This window comes from Wenyingzhuangia sp. 2_MG-2023, from assembly GCF_030548295.1.
Lineage (GTDB): Bacteria > Bacteroidota > Bacteroidia > Flavobacteriales > Flavobacteriaceae > Wenyingzhuangia.
Genome location: NZ_JAUOSB010000002.1, coordinates 134,912 through 157,247, shown reverse-complemented (window position 1 = coordinate 157,247; position 22,336 = coordinate 134,912). Strand labels below are relative to the sequence as shown.

Here is a 22,336-nt window from a genome sequence, read left to right as displayed (position 1 = left end):
GTTTTCTATAGCAAATATTGTCCAGTTAACGCTAGGATTTCGTTAATCGATTATATAGTTATCCAACAAAATACGGATGGAAAAGTTATATAGATGGTAGTTTGTATAACACAGCAGGTTTACCTGATTCTAGTTTTACAACCGAAGAAAAATAAAATAAGTAAAGACAATTTAGAATAAAGATTATGAGTATTAAAAAGTACCTACTGTTAGTTTTGTGTTTTATAGCATTTACAGCCAATGCACAAAGAGAAACGACATCATTTAATGAAAATTGGAAATTTGCCCGTTTTGGTACTATGCCAGATGGTTCAACAAAAGCTGAGCCTAAAGATATTGATGAAGTAGCTTATGATGATGCCGATTGGAGAATTTTAAATTTACCTCACGATTGGGGAATAGAAGGTCCCTTTAGAGCCGATTTACCTAACCAAACAGGAAAGTTACCTTGGGCAGGAATAGGATGGTACCGTAAAGTATTTACAGCCACAGAGTCAGACTTATCTAAAAAAGTTTTTGTAGAATTTGATGGTGCTATGTCTAACACATCTGTTTTTGTAAACGGAGGTTATGTAGGAGAATGGGCTTATGGATACTCTTCTTTCAGATTCGAAATTTCTCGTTATTTAAAAGAAGGAAACAATACCATTGCCGTAAGATTAAATAATAAAGAAGAATCTTCTCGTTGGTATCCTGGTGGAGGAATTTACAGAAATGTACACTTGGTAAAAACCAATCCAACTCATATTGCACATTGGGGAACTTTTGTAACCACACCTAATGTTTCTAACAAAGAAGCTACTGTAGAAATTACTACAGAAGTTGTGGGGGTTAAAAAAGATGTTGAGGTAATGCATGAAATTTATACGGCAGGTAAAAATGCTGTAAAAGTTGCTGAGCAAAAACTACCCTATTATCAACCAAGTAGCATTACTATTTCAAATCCAAAATTATGGGATTTAGAAAATCCAAATCTATATACCTTAAAAACTACTTTAACTAAAAAGGGTGAAATTTTAGATGTGTACAAAACAACTTTTGGAATTCGTTCTATAGAGTATAATGCCAATGGTTTTTTCTTAAACGGAAAAAAGGTAAGAATGAATGGTGTTTGTCAACATCACGATTTAGGTCCTTTGGGAACCGCAGTAAATGTAAGAGGAATGGAACGTCAAATAGAGATATTAAAATCTTTTGGAGTTAATGCCATTCGTACAGCTCATAATCCACCTGCTCCAGAGTTTTTAGAATTGTGTGACAAAATGGGAGTTTTGGTACAAGTAGAAGCTTTTGATGTTTGGGGAAAGAAAAAAGTAGATAATGATTATGCTTCTTTATTTGGTGCTTGGCACGAAAAAGATTTAATCACTATGGTAAAAAGAGATCGTAATCATCCTTCTGTAGTTATGTGGAGTACTGGAAATGAATTGATTGAATTAAGAGAAGCAAACGATGCTCCTTTGGCAGCTAAATTGGCTGATATTATTCGTTCTGTAGATACTACTAGACCTACTACTTTTGGAAACAGTAGACCTGAAGCAGCAAGTAATGGATTTGAAAAAACAGCTGATGTTTTTGGATTTAACTACAAGCCACATATGTATGAAGATTTTATAAAAGCAAATCCTAATACTCCATTGTATGGAAGTGAAACTGCTTCTACAATTAGCTCTAGAGGAGAATACTTTTTTCCTGTAAATTTTGATGATAAAAAACAAGGAAACGGAGGTTTCTTTCAGGTAAGTAGTTACGACTATTCTGCACCAAACTGGGCAGATGTTCCTGAAAAAGATTTTGAAGCAGAAGATAAATTTCCTGGATTGTTTGGCCAGTTTGTATGGACAGGTTTTGATTATATTGGAGAACCTACTCCTTATAACAAAGACAAAACTAACTTGTTAAATTTTTCTGATCCTAAGGAAAAAGCAAGAATGCAAGCAGAATTAGCTAAAATGGGAAAACAAATTCCGCCACGTAGTTCTTATTTTGGAATTGTAGATTTATGTGGTTTTCCTAAAGATAGATATTATTTGTATCAATCTAAATGGAAACCAGAATTACCAATGGCACATATTTTACCACATTGGAATTGGCCAGAAAGAGTAGGAAAAGTAACTCCTGTTTTGGTGTATACCTCTGGTGATGAGGCAGAGTTGTTTTTAAACGGTAAATCTTTAGGAAGAAAAAAGAAAGGTCAATACGAATATAGATTGATTTGGAAAGATGTGGTTTATCAAAAAGGAGAATTAAAAGTAGTTGCCTATAAAAATGGAAAAAAATGGGCATCAGAAAAAGTAAAAACTACAGGTGCTGCAAACAAAGTTTCTTTAACGGCAGATAGAACTATAATAAAAGCAGATGGACAAGATTTATCTTTTATAACAGTTGAAATTAAAGACAGAAAAGGACAAACAGTTCCTAGAACTCACAATGTTGTAAGTTATACCATTAGTGGGCCAGGGGAAATTGTAGCGGTAGGAAATGGAGATGCTACCAATCACGAATCTTTTCAAGCTACTACAAGAAAAGTGTTTAACGGAATGGCATTGGTTGTGGTAAAATCTAAAAAAGGAGAAACAGGAAAAATTACAGTAACTGCTACTTCTAAAGGATTAAAAACCACAAAAATTAATTTAATCACAGAGTAATGAAAACAGTAAAAAAATATATTAGTTACGCGTTTGTGTGTATGGGTTTGCAAGCTGGTTTGGTTGCACAAAATAAAATGCCCAATGTTGTGGTGTTAATGGCTGATGATATTGGTTTGGGAGATTTAAGTTTTTATCAAAAAGAAAGAGGTGTTAAAAAAGTAACTGTAGAAACTCCTAATATTGATAAGTTAATCAACCAAGGAATGCGTTTTACCGATGCACATTCTCCAGCTTCCTTATGTGCTCCAACTCGTTTTTCTATGTTAACAGGGAATTATTCTTATAGAAACTCAAGACCTTTTGGAGTGTGGACACCAGAAGCAGATGCTTTGATAGATAAAAATGAATATACAACTAGTGCCCGTATTGCTAAATCAGGAGGCTATACGACTTCGTTTTTTGGAAAATGGGGACTTGGAGGTTCTTGGGTTAGAGAACAAGGAAAAAAAATAGATCATGCTTATTTAAACGGAGGAGCATTAAGTTATGGTTTTGAATATGCTTGTGAATTACCAGAAGGAATTCAGAATGAACCTTATGCTTTTTATGAAAATAGAAAATGGTTGCCTTTAAAATCAAACTCAGTTTTAAAGGAGTTAGATGCCAATCAAACAGGGTATGCAACATCAAAAAAACACAAAACCCGTGGCGGATTAGGAGATTCTAATTGGGATCCAAAATCGGCAGGAAATATTTTAGCGCACAAAGCAGTTGATTATATTCATACTCAAAAGAAAAGTAAACCATTTTTTATGTATTACTGTAGTCAAGCTGTACACATTCCACACGAACCACCAGCTAGGTTTGATGGTACTAAAGTGGCAGGAACAACACCTGGAGATCATGGAGATATGATTTTTGAATTGGATTTACAAGTAGGATTAATTGTAGATGCTTTAAAGAAAACAGGAGCTTATGAAAATACCTTGTTCATTTTTACGTCTGATAATGGAGGATTGTCTTTTGATCAAGGAATGAAAAAAGCGGGTCACGATACTAGTAATGGATTGCTAGGAAGTAAAGGATCCATTAACGAAGGAGGACACAGAGTTCCTTTTATAGCAGTTTGGCCTGGTAAAATTAAACCCAATACAATTTCTAACGAACCTATTGTGGGACAAGATGTAGTGGCTACTTTGGCAGCATTGTCTCATCAAGAATTAGACAAAACAAAAGTGTTAGATTCAGCAAACCTATTGCCATATTTTAAAGGAACTGCTAAAGGAAAAGCACATATTTATTTAATGCATCAATCTGCAGGAGGTCCTACTTATGCTTTAAGAGAAGGAGATTGGAAATTAATTGTAAAATCTGATGTTAAGAAAAAAGCAAACAAGGTAGGAAACTTAACCAATGTAGCTTTGTTTAACTTAAAGGATAATTTATCGGAAGATGTATCTAAAAACTTAATTAACGATGCAAAATATGCAAAGAGAATTGCAGAAATGAGAGCTAAGTATATTGAGTTGAGAAAAACAGGAGTAAGTACTGTAAATTAATATAGTTCTAAATTATGATAAATAACAAGATTCAATTTTTACTTATTCTGTTTGTAATAAGTATGGGGTATAGTCAACAAAAAACAAAAATTTTGTTGGTTGGAGATAGTACCACTATAGGTAATATGCCAAGGCAAGTAAAGCCAGAAGGACCACATTTAGAGCAAATGATAGCGCAATTGGCTGTGGTAGAAGGTTTGCCTGAATTAGAAGTAGTTAATGCTGGAAAAGGTGGAGAAACCGCCAAAAGATTGTTAGGTAGTAAACATTACGAACAAAAAATAGCAACCGTTAAAGATGTAGATATTATCTTTTTAAGAATGGGTATTAACGATTGGTTTAAGTGCAAAGATTTTAAAAAGGAATTTCCTGTTCAAATGAAAGCCTTAATACATCAGTTGCACAAAGATCATCCTAAGGCTGTTTTGTACTTGGCAACTATTACTAGCTTTATGCCACCAGAAGAATGTATACAGGTAAACAATCAAATTTATAACATAGCCAAAGACCAAAAATTAGAGGTGTTAGATATTTTTACACCTTATAATAATTATTTAATAGTCAATGGTACAAATAGTTTAAATGTTCGTCAGTGTTATTTAGATAAAATTCCAGAAAAATACCATGCTTGGTTAAAACCTTATACTTATTACCGAAAAGGATGGGGAAGTAAACCTGATGGATATGTGGTAAAAGTGAATGATATGTCTTTAGATCCTATTTTTGGAAACATCAAAGGATGGTATTATGATCGTCATCCCAATTCAACAGGATACAATTTAATAGCTTATGAAACGGTTCAGTTTTTAAAGAAAAAACAATAGTTTTTTACCACTCAAAACTTTAAAAGTCTTTCATAAAATTGGAATTTCCATTTTTTGAAAGACTTTTTTCTTAGGTATAAATGTACCCGTACATCTTATGAATCAACAAACACATTAATATGATACAGATGTGCTTTTTTTGTAGGGTCTGATATTAGATGTAAATAATAACATATGAAGAAATTAAATAAATATTTATCGGTTTTTAAAAGCGTACAAGCTTTAACCCTTTTTTTAGTAGTGTCATTTGGTAAAACAAATGCAACCAGTTTGGCTACTAGTAATTTTTCTGTAGAAGAAACAAATATTAGAAATTCTGTAACGGCAACCATTAACAAACAACCAATGTTGTACGTTTCTAGTTTAAGTGATGGAGTAGGTTGTTATTCTTTAGACGGAAAAAAAATATGGAATCTAAAAATAGAGCCAGCTGCGGTTATTTTTGAAATTGAAGCAGCAGATATTGATGGTGATGGAAATGATGATGTATTAGCAGCATCAGGAAACGGAAACATTTATTGTTGGTCTAGCAAAGGAAAATTATTGTGGAAGTTTACACCAGATCATAAAGTACGATTTTCTGAAATTGCAGTAACAAAAAACAATCAGCAAACAAGAGTTTTTGCAGGAGGAAACGATTCTAAATTGTACGAATTAGATACAAAAGGAGTTCTAGTATCTACTACTAAAATAGAAGGAGTTGTAAGAAAAATAGAAGCAGGAAAATTTACCAATTCAAAAAATGATGAATTGTTTTTAATGACTTACAATCACGATAAATTTAGATGGGAATTTATGGGGGTTTTAAACGCAGAAACAAAATCAGTTATAAAATCAGTAAGTATTAAAGATGCTCATTTAAAAGAACTAAGTAAAGCAATGATTACCAAAATTTCAGTATCGGATCTTAACAAAGATGGTTTGTCTGATATTTTGTTTTTTGGAGATGTTTCTTTTACACCAATGTTTACAGCTGTAAATGGAGATTTTAAAATTATAGCAAAATTTAAAGCCTCTAAAAAAGATGCTCAACGATACGGTAATGCTAAAGGAACTAGTTTACTACCTGTTAGAGATGAAATTATGTTTCAATTTGGAGGAGTCATGTTTCGTTTAGATTTAGCAGGAAAGCTAATAGAAAAAAATGGAGAGCGTTATGGCGGAAATGTATATAGCAATTTTGTATTAGAGCCAAAAACCAAACAATTAATTGCCACGGGTGAGGTAGATGGTGGAAATGGAATTTATTTTTACGATTTAAAAAGTAGCAATTGGTTGTTTAAAAATCAGAAGTTAGTAGGAACAATGGTTCAGGTAGAAGAAAACTTAGATTTGTTGTACAAACAAATTTTAGATTTTGAAATGCCTAGTTATCAAAAAAAATCTGAAGAAGAATGGGTAATGGTTACAAGTAAGCAGGTAGATGCTAAAGTAAACAAGTTAAAAGGAAACGATGTTCAGTTTGTAATTCAGAAATCGCCAAAAGAAAGTACTGATAGAGCTCCTTTGGTAGCTATTATAGGGAAAGATGCTCTTAAAAAAGATAAAAGAGGAAAGTATCAAGATTCTAGAGAAGACATAGTAAACATGGCTAGAAACTACGAAAAACAAGGGCAACCTTTTACGTTTTGGGCAGGTCACGGAAACGATCCTTTTTACATTCAGATAGAAACTTTAGAAGAAATTTTAAGAGTAGCTCCTAAAACTTGTAGAGGATTTGTATATGCAGAAATGGATAAAGTAGACGATCCTAGAGTAATTCATTTTGTAAGAGAATACATTCCAAGATTGGCAAAAGCAATTAGAGTTAACAATAGAGCTAAACTATATTTTAGATATAAAAACACCTTTTGGGGGCTGACCAACAAACTACCTTTATGGCAAGAATTGTTTTTCTCTAAAAAATATAACGACTTTTTAGTACCAGCATCAGAAGATACAAGTAACAGAACGCAAGATGTAAATTTAGCAGGTAGAGTAGGAATGTTAGCAGCTAATTATGTAGATGATTTTGCGATGCGTTTGGTAGATGATAACCCTACAAGTTGGAGACCGTTATCTCCTGGGGGACAGCGTTCTTTTTCGCCATATTTAAGACAAGGAGTAATGATGGCTGCTTATGGGGCAAAACACGGAGTTATTATTGATAATCATTTTACCAAAGGTCCTGGGTTAAATATTTTATTCGGTTTGATGAAATCTGGAGCCTTGCCAATTGTACATAAAGAAGATATTTTATCGATTGGTTCTTGGCACTTAATCAAAGATGTAGATGCACATTTAATTCACTCTATAGAAAATCATCATTCTTTAAACCAGTATAAAAAAACAGACGATAAAGATGTGTTTTCTGTAACGCAAATGCATTGGGCAGGAACGAGTATTCCTGAACATGATTTCTCTAAAATTGCTTTAGGAGTAGACTATAGATGGTTGAATTATATGCCTATAATGCCTAATGGAATGGTGCCAATTGCTCCTGTAGAATATGCAACTCATTTGGAAAAGAACAATATTCCTTTTAGTATAAGTAACGGTTCTAAAGGATTTTATAACGGAAATTTAGTGTCAGCAAAAGAGTATGCAAATGAGTTTAAGAGTATTGTAGCTAAAGGAAAATCACAGTTGCCAATTGTAGTGAATGGTGCTTCGTGGAGTGCTGTTCGTATTGATGAAAATCATGTACGTGTTATTTTGGTAGACCCAGGTTATATAGAGCCAAAAGACAGAGAGGTAACCATCTCTTTTAACGGAAAAACTCCCAAGTCTGCTATGGACATCTTAGCCAAAGAAGATGTGAAGGTGACTAAAAACGGGATACAAACCAAAGTATTGGCAGGTTCGTTAAAATTTATTGATTTAACATATTAATATTTAAGAATGAAAAAAATAATAGTGTTACTCTTTATTTTGTGTGTATGTGTTTCAGCATACACACAAAATAAACAACCTAATGTACTATTTATTGCTATTGATGATTTGAATGATTGGATAGAGCCCTTGGGAGGAAACAAACAAGCTATAACTCCTAATATGGATAAGTTTACGAAACAAGGAGCTATGGTATTTAAAAATGCGGTTTGTGCAGCTCCAATTTGTGGACCATCACGTTCGGCAATTTTGTCTGGTTTTTTACCAAGTACTTCGGGTGTTTATGGAAATGCGCATGACATGGTCTTTTCTGATGTGGTAAAAAAGAATGCAACCTTACCTGAGTATTTCTCCAAGAATGGATACCATACGCTGTCTAACGGAAAAATGTTTCATAAGCACGGAACTAAAAACGGAAAGACTGATTTTGGAGCTTGGGCTTTTGATGAGTTTGCAAGAGGAAGAAGGTATAACAACGATAAGGCAGATCCAAAGTTTTTAACTTCGTCTAAAGGAGGAATTATCAATGGTAAAAAAAGTCCTGAATTTAAAGACAAGAAAAGCAAATTGAGTTGGGGACCTACCAAAGATTCTTTTGAGGAAACGGTAGATTATGCCGTAGCAGATTGGGCAACCAAACAACTTTTCATGTCTGTAGGATTTATCAAACCTCATTTGCCTTGGTTTGTACCAAAGGAGTTTTTTGATCTATACAATGTTGATGAAATTGAGGATGTTATTGTTAAAGAAGATGATTTAGAAGATATTACCAACGCTGAAGGAAAGCCATTGTTTAAGCCTACAGGAGAGTATAAATGGATTCAAAAACACGGATTAGGAAAAGAAGCTACAAGAGCTTATTTAGCCAATATTTCTTTTGTAGATAAATGTTTAGGAATGGTAATGGATGCTTTGGAAAAAAGTGATCATGCTGATAATACCATTGTTGTAGTTTGGGGAGATCATGGATGGCATTTGGGAGAAAAACTTCGTTACCTTAAAAATACCTTATGGGCAGAAGCCGTTAAACCTCCATTAATGGTAAGAGTGCCTGGTATGAATAAAACTATTTATTGTGAAAAGCCAGTGAGTCTCCTAGACTTGTATCCAACTTTGGTAAGTCTGTGTGATTTGCCTAAAAAGAAAAACATAGAAGGACATGATTTTTCAAAATTGCTTAAAAATTCAAAAGCAACATGGGAATATCCAGGGCTTACAGTTTCTACTGCTGGAACTTCAGTGTTAACAGAAGCGTATCATTATATTCAGTATGTATCTGGCGAAGAGGAATTATACAATGTAAAAAAAGACCCTAGAGAATGGAATAATCTAGCTCACAATAAATTGTACAGTAAAGTTATTAATGACTTAAAAAAATGGGTGCCAAAAAAAAGAGCTAATCCTAAAAAAGAGCACTATCAAAAGCCTAAGAATTATGTAGATGCGGATCAAGATCCAACGATCAAAACAACTCGTAAATTGAGTGAGTTAGAGTAGCTAGAATTTTTATATAGAAATAACAAAACCTGAGATATTCTCGGGTTTTAATTTTTTGTGTGAGGGATGTTTAATTAGAAACTTAAAAAGACAAAATATGAATGTGTAAAGACAAGATAGTACTAATATTCATAGAACTTCGTGATGTTGTACAATTAATAAGAACATCATATGAACATATTTAAAATTTTTACTATTTCCATAGTATTGCTAACTGCATGTAAAACTAAAACAACATCAGAAAAAGAAAAACTTAATAAACCAAACATCATCTACATTTTAGCAGATGATTTAGGTATTGGAGATTTGGGAACCTACGGACAAGAAAAAATAAGTACACCTAATATAGATGCCATGGCTAAAAATGGTATTAAGTTTACACAACATTACAGTGGTTCTGCAGTTTGTGCACCTTCAAGATCATCGTTAATGACTGGTCAGCATACAGGACACACACCTATTAGAGGAAATAAAGAGGATGTTGTGCTTGGAGGACAAGTACCATTACCAGCGGAGTCTATTACCATTGCCGAAATGCTTAAGAAAGTAGGATACGTGACAGGAATGTTTGGGAAATGGGGCTTAGGTTTTGGAGAAGGAGATCCAAACAAACAAGGCTTTGATGAGTTTTATGGGTACAACGATCAAAAATTGGCTCATAGATATTATCCAGCCTATTTAAATCATAATCAAGAAATTGATTCCTTAGAAGGGAATGATTGGACTCAAACGGAGATTTATGCGCAAGATAAAATTCAGGAAAAAACGTTAGAATTTATAGAAGTTAATAAAGACAAACCTTTCTTTGCGTATGTGCCTTTTGTGTTACCACATGCAGAATTAATTTCTCCTAAAGATTCTATTTTACAAAAGTATATTGGAAAGTTTGATGAGGTGCCTTATAAAGATCATCCTTATTCATCAGATTATGGCCCTAATATGGTTGAGTATAAATATTGTACACAAGAAATTCCGTTTGCTGTTTTTGCTTCTATGGTAGATAGAATGGATACCTACGTGGGGCAAATTATAACCAAAGTAAAAGAATTAGGATTGGAAGAAAATACCATTATTATGTTTACAAGTGATAATGGAGCTCATGATGCAGGAGGTGCCAATCCAGCATATTTTAACAGTACTGCAGGTTTAAGAGGGATAAAAAGAGATTTGTACGAAGGTGGAATTAGAGCTCCTTTTATAGCTTCTTGGCCTAAAACTATCAAGCCAGGAACCGTAAGTAATCATATTTCTGCTTTTTGGGATGTTATGCCAACTTTGGCTGAATTAGTTGGTGTAGAAACTCCAAAGCAAAGTGATGGAATTTCTTTTTTACCAACGTTATTAAATCAAAAAGAGCAAAAACAACACGATTATTTGTATTGGGAATTTAACATTAAGGGAGGTAGAAAAGCGGTTCGTTTAGGAGAATGGAAAGGAGTTATTTATAAGGGAAATAATAAAAAATCAAAAATTGAATTGTACAATTTGGAGTTAGATGAAAAGGAGACAAATAATGTTGCTAGTGAACATCCAGAAGTGGTTTCGAAAATTGAAAAAATAATGACCTCTGCTAGAACAAAGAGTACTCATTTCGAATTTTAAAATTAAAAGATGAAATTTATTTTAAAACTATTTTTGTCGCTTTTCTGCTCTACAGTATGTGCGCAGTTAGAAAATACTGCTATTACTAAAATAGCTGATTTGAATACTTTAATTATTCAAGCAGAAGATGAGGGCTTGGATGTTACTAAAGAAAAAATGAGCATTAGGGTGGCCGAAGTTTTTTTAAAATATGCCAATTGGGATGAGAACAATGTTCAAGAAAATATAGATTATTTTGGATTGGTGAGTAGATACAAGAATGAAGCAACACAATTAGCAAATGATTTGCCTGACTTTGAAAGATCAGAAATCATAGCCATGTTAGACGATGCTATTGTCACAATTCAAAAAGTTATTTCGGGAGAGATTGTTAGAAAAGAGAGTCCAGAAATAGATTGGTCTAAAATCACCATCGATGGAAATCAAGTAAAGCAGAACGGAAAGCCTGTTTTTTTAACAGATTATACTTGGAAACCCTATATATCTGAGTTGAATGAATTTTTTGGAGCAAAAGACGGTTATTATTTGACTCCAAGTCATGTAGAGAATGCTTCTGGAGAAGTGAAAAACTGGATTTTAAATGAGTTGAACTCTAAAACTACAGGAACTTTTGGAAGTATATTTTTAAACCATACCAATGTGCCAGATTGGACAGAAGCTCAATATGGACCTGATTTTAAAATGAGAGAAAACACATATGTTGCTTATGATATAGACAATCCTGGAGCACGAGAAATGTTGAGTTACTTGTTAGAAAAAACAGTGCCAAAAATGACGGGTAAAAAATATACTCAGTTAGGATATATGTTGGCAAATGAACCTCATTTTATCACCACAAAAGATGGAAGTAAAGAGGTTTGGGCATCAGGATCTGTTTCCGAATATAGCAAAGCTAAGTTTAGAACTTGGTTGGAAAGCAAACACAAATCAATAGCGGATTTAAATACATTGTGGGGAACTAGTTTTTTAAATTTTTCTAATGTTACAATTGAAATTCCCATTGAAAGAAATCTACAGGGTACACCCATGTGGTACGATTGGCAAAGATTTAATATGAATCGTGTTACGGAATGGTTTGGTTTTTTACAAAGTGAAATTAAAAAGTACGATCCACAGGCAAAAACTCACATCAAGCTGATCCCTAATTTTTGGACAGAAAACCAAGGAGATCATGGTTTGGATATAGAAGCTTTAACCAGACAAAGTGATATTATAGGAAATGATGCAGGAGCATATAACAATTACATGTGGGGAAGTAAAGAAGAATGGGAAGATAAGTACAATTTTGAATGGAGAGAAATGGCGATGTCTTACGATTTTTTTACGAGTGTAAGTCCCCATAAAATCATGTACAATTCAGAAACACATTTTCTTTCTACGGTAAAAGCTAGAGATCTGTATCAAAAACCATCGTATGCAAGAATGACGTACTGGTTGTCTCGTTTGCACGGTTTAGATGTAGATCAATGTTGGTTTTGGGCAAGACAAGAAGATGGCTCTATCAGAAATGGAGCTGGTAACGGTTATGGAGGATCTAACAACCAACAACCAAGAATTATCAATGAGGTGACTGCTACCATGATGGATTTGAATGCTTATGCGGAAGAAATTACTGCAATTCAAGATTTAAGAAAATCAATTAGAATTTTTGATACACAAACAACATCCATCAACAAACCAGATCATATGGATGCTGTTTTCCATTTGTACGAGTCTATGTATTTTGAAGGATTGCAGTTAGGGTTTGCAACTAAGGATATTATTAATTTAGAAAATAACGATGATTGGGATGTGATTTTGGTGCATGACAGTGAGTTTGTTAAAGAGTCTGAGTTGGATGCTTTGCAAACTTATTTGAACCAAGGAGGAACAGTGATTGTGGATGCTGTAAGTTTGAAAAAAGATGAATATGGTAGAGCGCATACAAAAGCTTTAACAGCTGAATCAGGTTCTTTAATTCAAGTATCTACAAGATTAGAAATGAAAGAGAAAGCTTTGCAGATAGTGACTTCTAAGAATAGATTACCAAACTTAAATTTGTCTGAAACTAACGAAGTTGGAGCTAAAGGATGTCATTGGAGAGCCATTACAACTAATGATGGTAGAGAAATTATTAGTATTGTAAATATTGGAAAATCTAAAGCAAGCGTGACTTTAAATTTTAGAGGAATTACTACAAATGTAATTTGTACAAATTTGCTGAATGGTAACAAATTTAAAGGAACTTTTGAGATGGAACCCGAACAAGTATTGTTTTTACAAGTAGAGGATTTTGGTGATGTTCAAACTCATTATGAAATAAAAGCAATAGGAGAGAGTTGTCCCAACACTAATAATGGCGAATTGCAAATTTCAGCAGCACACATTGGGAATTATAAAGTTGTTTTTAATGGAGAAGAAATTCCTTTTACACAAACGACAACATTACAAGACTTGGCACCTGAAACACATAAGGTGTGTTTGATAAATGTAGATTTAAACAAAGAACAGTGCTACGAGTTTGTGATTGAAGAAAGTCAAGAAATAAAGGCAAGCACCACCAAATCTAACAATACGCTTTATGTGAATCTAAAGCAAGGTACTCCACCTTATCGTGTCATGATAAATCAAAAAGAGATTTTAAATACGACAAATTCTGTTTTTTCTTTACAGACAAATCCTGGAGATAAAGTAGAAATTAGTACAAATGCAGATTGTGAAGGAAAGTTTATAGAAAACATAAGTCCCATAACAATTGCTTATCCAAATCCAACGGATGGAGTTTTTCATGTGTACGCTCAAACGGTATCTAAAAATGTTTGGGTAGAGTTGTATGATATGCAATCACAATTGGTAAAAATATTTGAAACTAATGTAGAGAATAATAATGTAAGTGTAGATATTTCCGAGGTTTCAAATGGTGTTTATTTGGCTAAAATAATAGGAGAAAAAACAATAATGGTTAAAGTGATAAAAAGATGATAAAACAATTTTGGTACACAATGTGTTCGGTGTTTTTGCTCTCTTGTGGAGGAGGAAACAAAGGAGGAGATACAATAGAGGATGTTCTTGTTGCAACCCCTGTTTTGAGTGAGCCGTCAAATCAATTTATTTGTTTAAATCATGAAAATATAGATTTTAGTTGGAGTCAAAGTACAGGTGCTCAGAACTATTTGTTAGAAGTAGCAACAGACAAACAATTTTTAGAGAAAGTAAGTTCCATTAGTGCAATTACTCAAACAAATAAGACCGTTTCTCTTAACAAAGCAACTACTTATTATTGGAGAGTAAAAGCCATAGGAAATGATTCGGAAAGTGAGTATTCATCCATATTTCAATTTTATACCCAAGGAGATGCAGTTATCAATCATTTACCTAAAACTCCAAGTATCATTAGTCCAGAGAATGGTGATGAAATTTTTAGTACGAGTGTAAGTTTGGAGTGGGAAAGTACAGATGAAGATAGCTCTGATGTGTTGGTTTTTGATGTGTATTTGGGTACAGAAGTAGCGAATTTAGAATTGATTTCAGAAAATCAAACGAGTAAAACACATTTGGTAAATGTAACGTTAGGAACTAGCTATTATTGGAGGATTGCTGCAAAAGACAATCATGGAGGTGTAGCTCTTGGTTCTATGTCAAATTTTAATGTTCAATAAAGAAGAAAATAAGAAAAATGAAGAATTGGATTGTAAGTTTAATGGTGGTATTGTCTGCATCTATATATGCACAAGAACACATTAATTTTGATGAGAACTGGAAATTTATACAAAAAGATGCAACGGGAGCAGAAGTTGTAAATTACAACGACACTAGTTGGAGAACCCTAAATCTACCTCATGATTGGAGCATAGAGGGAGAATATGATGAAACAAATCCGATGGGAGACCAATGCGGATATTTACCTGCAGGGTTTGGTTGGTATAGAAAAACCATTACGGTTCCCAAAGAATGGAAAGAAAAACAAGTAGAAATTGCTTTTGAAGGAGTTTTTATGAATAGTACCGTTTGGGCAAATGGAATTAAACTAGGAAACAGACCTTATGGATGGATTTCTTTTGCGTATGATATTAGTGAAATTGCTCAAAAATCTGATAAAATTACTTTTGCTGTAAGAGTAGATAATGACAAGCAACCATCAGCAAGATGGTATACTGGGAGTGGAATCTATTCTCATACTTGGATTGATGTAAAAAACAAAGTAAATATTGCTAGAGATGGTGTCTTTGTAAGAACCCAAGGAAATAAAGTTTTAGTAACTACGGACTTAAATAATACCGGAGACTCTAAAAAAGTAAGGGCTACTTTAAGAACTTCTGTTGTAAATGCACAAGGAGTTAAAGTTGTAACTACTTCAGAAAAATTAAAAGCAGTAAATGGAGTTCAAAATACTATTGATAATCAATTAGAAATAGAAAATCCTAAGCTATGGAATCCAGGAGCACCTTATTTGTACACGTTAGTATCAGAAGTATTGGTAAAGGGAAAAGTGGTAGATGTTGTAAAAACAAAGTTTGGAGTTAGAGATGTAAAATGGGTAGCAGAGTCTGGAATTTGGATCAACGGAAAAAATGTAAAATTACAAGGAGTTTGTAATCATCAAGATGCAGGGCCTTTAGGAGCCGCAGTTCCCGATAAAATTATTCGTTATAGAATTCAGCAATTAAAAGATATGGGGGTTAATGCCATTAGAACTTCACACAATCCTCAAACGCCAATTTTTTACGATATCTGTGATGAATTAGGAATGTTGGTAATGGATGAAATTTTTGATGGATGGATGGAAAAAGCTCCAGAAGATTATGGAGGTAGATTTTTTGATGAATGGTGGAAACAAGATTTAACTGATTGGATCAAAAGAGATAGAAACCATCCTTCTATAATTATTTATAGTGTAGGTAACGAAACCAAAGGAGAAATTGGGGCAGATTTGGTAAAAGCTTGTCACGAATTAGATACTACTCGTCCGGTAACTTCAGGACATTCAGGTTCAGAATACATGGATGTTTTGGGAGTGAATGGGCATAGTGAGAAAAAAGGATTTTTTGATCATATAGAAGAAGAGCAAAACGGAAAAGTTTTTATTGGTACAGAAAACACACATACTTGGCAAGTAAGAGGGTATTACAGAACCAAAACTTGGTTTAGAGATGGATATCCTAGTAAAAAACAAAAACCTTACGCATTACCAGATTTAACAGAAAAAGAAGTGTTTACACATGATTGGATAGATGAATTAAACAGAACCAATCACAAGCAAATATTTAATTCTAGTTATGATAATGCCATGGTACGAGTATCATCTCGTTTAAATATTGCTCAAATAAGAGATATTCCAGCATATGCCGGTTCTTTCCGTTGGACAGGTCACGATTATATTGGAGAAGCAGGCTATGTACATGGAGGTTGGCCTTTTAAAGCATTTATGGGAGGTGCAATTGATTTGTCTAACTTTGAAAAAGATCTATTTTATCTATATCAAAGTCAATGGACAACAAAACCAATGGTACACATATTACCACACTGGACACATCCTAAAGTTGCTTTAGATACAGAAATTCCAGTTTGGGTGTATTCTAATTGCGATGAGGTTGAATTGTTTTTTAATGGTAAATCTTTAGGAAAACAAAAACCAGGTAAAGAGTGGTTAAAAATGCAGTGCCAATGGATGGTAAAATGGCAGCGAGGAACTTTAAAAGCTGTAGGATATAAAAATGGAAAACTAATAACAGAAAAAGTTATTAGAACGGCAGATGTTCCTAGTCAAATAAAATTATCGGTAGATGGGGAATCCTTAAATCAGCAAGAAAATGACATTGTACAAGTACGTGTAACCACTACAGATGCTAAAGGAGAATTTTATCCTTACGGAGAAAATAGAACTTATTTTAATGTAATTGGAGCAGGAAAAATTAAAGCTTTAGGAAACGGAAGTCCTGTAGATGTAGAACAACATGTAGGTCCAGACAATAGAATTGCTTTTTATGGATTAACAAGAGCTTTTATAGAGTCTACCAATGCAAATGGAGATATTGCTTTGTTGGCGAGTTGTATTTTGGGAGAAAAAAAACAGATTACCTCTAACAAAGTAAGCATAGATACAGATGTGTTGGTGTTAAGAGGTGAAAAACCAAAAACTGACATTCAAATTTATTATACTACAGATGGAACAACACCTACTAGAAAATCAAACTTATATACCAACAGTTTTGAAGTTTCTTTAGAAACTACGGTAAAAGCTTTGATTGTTTTAAATGGAAAAGAAGTTCAATTTTTAGAAGAAACGTTTTCTAAGAAATTAGGTTTTACTTGGAACAAAAATACTGGAGAAAGAGTAATTGCAGGAGAACAAGCAGAAGATGCCAAAATTACCAAAGGAAAAGTTATAGAAAAAAAGACTTTGGTAAGAGGTAAAGGCTATGTAAAACTAGACAATGTAGTTGGAGCAAGTTTAGAATGGTATCAAGAAAATGATGGAGGAGCTGGAGAGGCCGATTTATTTATACGTTACAGCGGTAAATACAAAGATACTCCAGGGACGTATATTAAAGTAATTGTAAACAAAATAGTTGTTGATGATAAATTGTTTTTACGAAACACCAGAAATACAGGTAACTTTTGGAACAAAGTAAAGTTGCCAATTCAACTAGAAAGAGGTGCGAATACTGTTAGAATAGAAACAGTAGAAGACAAAGGAATTTTAATAGATGAAATTCTAATCAATTAAAAAAAGAGCCTTTCTAATTAGAAAGGCTCTTTTTTTTTAATATTTGCAATCACTAGGTTTGTTTTTAACATAGTAAGATTTGTAATTTTTAGCTTTAGGGTCTGTACAGCCACATAAATCTAAAAGTTGAATGTTTTTAAAATCAACAGGATGACTTTCTGCTTGTAAAGCAATATATCCACTATCTATAATTTCACCTTCTTTATGAACCCAATCATTTTCATCCATACCCCATTTTTTCCAATTTTCTCCTCTATAATATTTATTACGTTTGCTAGCTCCTATTTGTGGGTTTTTAAATTTAAGAACCGTATCGTTTTCAACAATAAAAACCATAGATTCTCCACCATGTACAATAGCTTCGGCATGCACCCATTGGTCTCCATAATACGTTTTAGAGCTAGAAGAAATACAGTGTTTATAGTTAATAGTATCTCCCATTACCACAGCTGTTCCTGGGGTACATACATTTGCCGTAGTTCTTTCTTTGTTATCATTTAATCCGCCTAATAATTGTAACTCTACAGAAACAGGAAAGTTTTGGTTATTTTTATTACTTGTGGCAGCTTGTGAATGTAGCATGATTCCACTGTTTCGAATGTTAGACTTAAAGCCTCCTTCTATCTGTTCTCCTACAAACCTATAATCAAAAGCTAATTTGTAATATGAGTAAGGAGTTTTGTAATATAAATGACCGAATTTATTGTCAAAATTAGTGTACTCATCATATTTAACTCTAAGCATATTATCTTCTACCGTAAAAGTATTTTTGTAATTATCGTTTAGTTTTAAGCCTACAATCTTAATATCCCAACCCGTTAAATCTTTACCGTTAAATAACGAAATCCAATTTTCTTCATCTGCAGAGCTACATCCTATAAGAGAAGTAAGGCTAATTAGAAGTGTAAAACTAAATCTTGTTTTTGTTAAGAAGTTGATGAGTTTTGTTTTTTTCATTTGTCTAGTTTAATTATGGGATTTAAATATATAGATTTCTATTGTGTTTGAATGAATTATCTTTTTGAGATTGTGAAATTTACGGATAAGTGCTTTTTATAAACGCACGATTACATTCTTTTTTTTAATTGTGAGTAGTTTTATATCTCGAGAATAAAATAACGTAAAAATTTTTTTTAACTAAAAAAAGTAACATGTATAAGATTCAATTGTGTTTAGCAATTGCACTTTTAGGAATAAAAGGATTTGCACAACAAACCCAAAAAACCAATATTATATGGGTAATTACGGATGAGCATAACTTTAGAACATTAAGTTGTTACAGAGATCAATTAACACCTGAGCAAGCTTTGCAATGGGGAAAAGAAGCTGTGGTAGAAACTCCAAACATTGATTCTTTAGCCGAATTTGGAACTATTTTTAATAGAATGTATTGTAGTGCTGCCGTTTGTACAGCATCTAGAGCCTCTATGTTTACAGGAATGTATCCTATGACTTTGGGAATTCCTAACAATTCAAACAAAAAAGGAGATGGTAAATATTTAAAACCAGAAGTAACAACCATTGCAGATGTATTATCAGAAGCAGGATATTACACAGGTTATGCAGGTAAATGGCATTTGGCCGAGAGTAGATCGGCAGATGGTAATAAAGATCATGATGAATGGTGGTCTCCATTTCCAACAAATCATCCACAAGACACTTATGGTTTTGCCGATAAAAAATTTATGTTTAACGGAGCTCATGATAAATTTAAAGGAATAGATGCAAATGGAAATCCATACAACGCTGCTAAAAGACCTAAATTGATAGGAAAAGATACATACGGACAACCTTTGTATCAAGATGGGAAATCTAAAAACGTAAAATTCACCACAGATTTTTTAGGAGATAGAGCTGTAGAGTTTATTGGAAAAAACAAAAGCAAACCCTTCTTCTATGTAGTCAGTATTCCAGATCCACACACGCCAGACATAGCGCGTACTCCGTATGATACTTTGTATAACAATATGAAAGTGGAATTGCCAGAAACTTATAGATATGCGTTTGCTAATAAAAAAAAGCTACCTAAGTGGCAAAGCCCAGATAATAAAACCAATGATGAAGAAAAGTTGAAAAAAAGTATTCAACAATATTTAGGGATGGTGAAAATTATAGATGAAAATGTGGGTAGAATTATCCAGAAATTAAAAGAAGAAGGAATTTTAGAAAATACCATTATTATGTTTTCATCTGATCATGGAGATTTGTTAGGAGAGCATGGACGTGTAAATAAAGGAACTATTCATGAAGCTTCTGCAAAAATTCCATTTGTAATTGCACATGGTAGAACCCATAAGAATCCATTAATTCCAAGAAAAAAAGTGGTGAACTTGGCAGCAAACAATACAGATTGGATGCCTACATTCTTAAGTTTATTGGATATTGATTGCCCTAAAGTTGCAGGAAGAGATATTAGTCCGTTGTTTCATAATGAATTGCCAACCAACTGGGATGATGTTACTTTTTCTAGATTAGGATACTATGCAGCCATTACAAGTAGATACAAATTACACGTAATGGGAACAGGAAAACCATGGTTGTTAGATATTGAAGCAGATCCAAATGAAATTATCAATTATATAGACGATGCTAAGTATTCTAAAATAGTCTTAAAGTTGGCGAATGATTTGAATCACTATATGAAATTAGCCAAAGACAATAATCAGAAAATTAAAGAACAAGTAACAAAATTGATTGATAAAAATTCTTAAAACAAATGTTTTCAACTTTTGAGGCATACAAATATACGCTTAGGAATATCAGATGTACTTACAGAGACTTTAGAGTTAAAAACATCTGTTAGGTTTGTGTCAAATAATTATAATTGAATAGAGGAATGAAAAAGAACAAAATCGTTTGTATACTGTTTTTGTTGTTTATAACCCAAGTAAAAGCACAGGTTGTAAATGTAGCAGATTATGGAATAAAACCTGGAAAAGATGTAACCTTTGAGGTGAATAAATTATTGGTTTCTTTAAAAGGGAAAAAAGGAATAACGATGTTTTTTCCAAAAGGGAAATACGAATTTTATCCAGAAAATGCTTTTGAACAATACAGAGCAGTAACCAATCATGATAATAGTTTAAAACGTATTGCTTTTCCAATTTTTGGATTTCAAGATTTTACAATAGATGGAAATGGTTCTACCTTTAATTTTCATGGAAAAATATGTCCAATCATTGTCGAAAGATCCAAAGGAACAGTCTTAAAAAATATTAAGATAGATTGGGAACATTCTTTTGTAAATGAGTTAAAAGTAATTGAAAATAATAGCAAAGAAAATTCTTTTGTAGCTCTCATAAATGATGGAAAATATGGTTTTGAGGTAAAAGACAATGAAATTCGCTTTAATCATTATGATTGGCAGGATGTAATTGGTCAAAATATAGCCTTTGATCCTGCTACCAAGGCTCCTATTTGGAATACTAGAAACTATGCGTTAAGAGCTAGTTTTGGAAAAAGTAAAGTTGTTAAAATAAATGACAAAACAGCAAAATTCATCAAATACACCAAAAAAACGCCACCTGTTGGAACCGTGTTTGCTACTTATGGCCCAAGTCCAGGCGGAAATAGATTTGCACAGGCAATACATTTATCTAATTCCAGAGATAATTTTATAGAGAATGTAACTGTGTATGCTGCAGGGGGAATGGCTTTGATTGCTGAAAGATGTGAAAATATAACTATTGATAAATTGAATGTTACTTCTCGTGAGGATAGGTATTTTGCAACAAGAGCAGATGCAACTCATTTTTTAGGTTGTAAAGGATTGATAAAAATGGAAAATTCAGTGTTGGAACACATGATGGATGACGGAATCAACGTGCATGGAGCATATGTAAAAGTGGAAAAATACATGGGAAACAATACTTTTTTGTGCGAAGTAAGCCATGTACAACAAGCTGGAATTGTGTTTTCTGAACCAGGAGATAAAGTAGCGCTTATTTCTAGGGAAACCATATTGCCCATTTATAAAACCACTGTTATTAAAACTCAAAAATTAAACGAAAAAAGATTTTTATTAACCGTTTCCCAAGTGCCAAAAGAACTACCATCAGGACTTTTGTCTTTTGAAAATTTAACATGGAACCCAGATTTATATATGAGTAATAATACCATTAGAAATAATAGGGCAAGGGCAGCTTTGATTACAACTAAAGGTAAGGTAATGATAGAAAATAACTATTTCTCATCGCAAATGCATGGTATTTTAATAGAAGGTGATAACAATAAGTGGTATGAGTCAGGTGCAGTAAAAGATATAACAATTAGAAACAATACTTTTGAAAACATAGGATACGGAGATGGGGCAGGTTACCCGTTGTACATTTCACCTTTGTTGACTTCAACTCAAAAATTAGGAGCTTTTAAATACCATAGTAACATCCGTTTTACAAATAATACCTTAAAAAGTTATAACGGATTGCTGACTTATGCAAAGTCAGTTAAAGGACTCTATTTGGAAGGAAATACAATTGAATTGAGTAACAAATATCCTGTGGGGACTGAGTTGCCATCCATTGTGTTGGATTATTGTGAGGATGTGGTTATAGAGAAAAATAAGTTTAAGAACTTTAATTGGCCTATCAAAATAGATCAAAAAGAAAATAGTACTGATGTAATTGTTAAAAAAAATATAGGAATCAAATAGATCAAATTTAAATGTTTATAGTATGTTTAAAAGCT

At 33.1% G+C, this 22,336-nt stretch carries 12 protein-coding genes; 11 read left to right on the top strand and 1 reads right to left on the bottom strand.

Translation table 11 applies throughout. The annotated features are described in order from the left end of the window. Nucleotides 1-185 precede the first annotated feature (185 nt). From galB to Q4548_RS04015, 9 genes are all read left to right on the top strand, one after another. Nucleotides 186-2,648, top strand: coding sequence for a beta-galactosidase GalB (gene galB / locus Q4548_RS04055; protein WP_303451827.1), 2,463 nt, complete (start codon nt 186-188; stop codon nt 2,646-2,648). Further along, on the top strand, nt 2,648-4,150 hold the full coding sequence (locus tag Q4548_RS04050) for an arylsulfatase (protein WP_303451826.1): 1,503 nt from the start codon (nt 2,648-2,650) through the stop codon (nt 4,148-4,150). Before galB ends, Q4548_RS04050 begins: the two co-directional genes overlap by 1 nt. Before the next feature lie 14 nt (nt 4,151-4,164). Further along, entirely contained in the window at nt 4,165-4,974 is an 810-nt protein-coding gene (locus tag Q4548_RS04045; RefSeq protein ID WP_303451824.1) for an SGNH/GDSL hydrolase family protein, read from the top strand. A 174-nt stretch (nt 4,975-5,148) separates the two neighbouring features. Continuing rightward, nucleotides 5,149-7,845: a hypothetical protein gene (locus Q4548_RS04040; protein ID WP_303451821.1), complete on the top strand. Its 2,697-nt coding sequence runs from the start codon at nt 5,149-5,151 to the stop codon at nt 7,843-7,845. A gap of 9 nt (nt 7,846-7,854) precedes the next feature. Then, on the top strand, nt 7,855-9,342 hold the full coding sequence (locus Q4548_RS04035; RefSeq protein WP_303451819.1) for a sulfatase: 1,488 nt from the start codon (nt 7,855-7,857) through the stop codon (nt 9,340-9,342). A gap of 171 nt (nt 9,343-9,513) precedes the next feature. Beyond that, nucleotides 9,514-10,944: an arylsulfatase gene (locus Q4548_RS04030; RefSeq protein ID WP_303451817.1), complete on the top strand. Its 1,431-nt coding sequence runs from the start codon at nt 9,514-9,516 to the stop codon at nt 10,942-10,944. 9 nt (nt 10,945-10,953) lie between these two features. Beyond that, nucleotides 10,954-13,905, top strand: a complete 2,952-nt coding sequence (locus Q4548_RS04025) for a T9SS type A sorting domain-containing protein (protein ID WP_303451815.1) — start codon at nt 10,954-10,956, stop codon at nt 13,903-13,905. Next, on the top strand, nt 13,902-14,582 hold the full coding sequence (locus tag Q4548_RS04020; RefSeq protein WP_303451813.1) for a hypothetical protein: 681 nt from the start codon (nt 13,902-13,904) through the stop codon (nt 14,580-14,582). Before Q4548_RS04025 ends, Q4548_RS04020 begins: the two co-directional genes overlap by 4 nt. Nucleotides 14,583-14,599: 17 nt before the next feature. Then, nucleotides 14,600-17,650, top strand: a complete 3,051-nt coding sequence (locus Q4548_RS04015; RefSeq protein WP_303451811.1) for a glycoside hydrolase family 2 TIM barrel-domain containing protein — start codon at nt 14,600-14,602, stop codon at nt 17,648-17,650. A gap of 36 nt (nt 17,651-17,686) precedes the next feature. Here Q4548_RS04015 and Q4548_RS04010 read toward each other — a convergent pair whose 3' ends face one another. Next, the gene (locus tag Q4548_RS04010) at nt 17,687-18,607 is read right to left on the bottom strand and encodes a DUF1080 domain-containing protein (protein WP_303451809.1); all 921 of its coding nucleotides are present in this window, start codon (nt 18,605-18,607) and stop codon (nt 17,687-17,689) included. Between the two features lie 194 nt (nt 18,608-18,801). On the opposite strand from Q4548_RS04010, the gene Q4548_RS04005 reads away from it, so the two are divergent. Both Q4548_RS04005 and Q4548_RS04000 read left to right on the top strand, forming a co-directional pair. Further along, entirely contained in the window at nt 18,802-20,361 is a 1,560-nt protein-coding gene (locus Q4548_RS04005; RefSeq protein WP_303451807.1) for a sulfatase-like hydrolase/transferase, read from the top strand. A gap of 125 nt (nt 20,362-20,486) precedes the next feature. After that, nucleotides 20,487-22,301, top strand: a complete 1,815-nt coding sequence (locus Q4548_RS04000; RefSeq protein ID WP_303451805.1) for a right-handed parallel beta-helix repeat-containing protein — start codon at nt 20,487-20,489, stop codon at nt 22,299-22,301. The last annotated feature ends 35 nt before the right edge of the window (nt 22,302-22,336 follow it).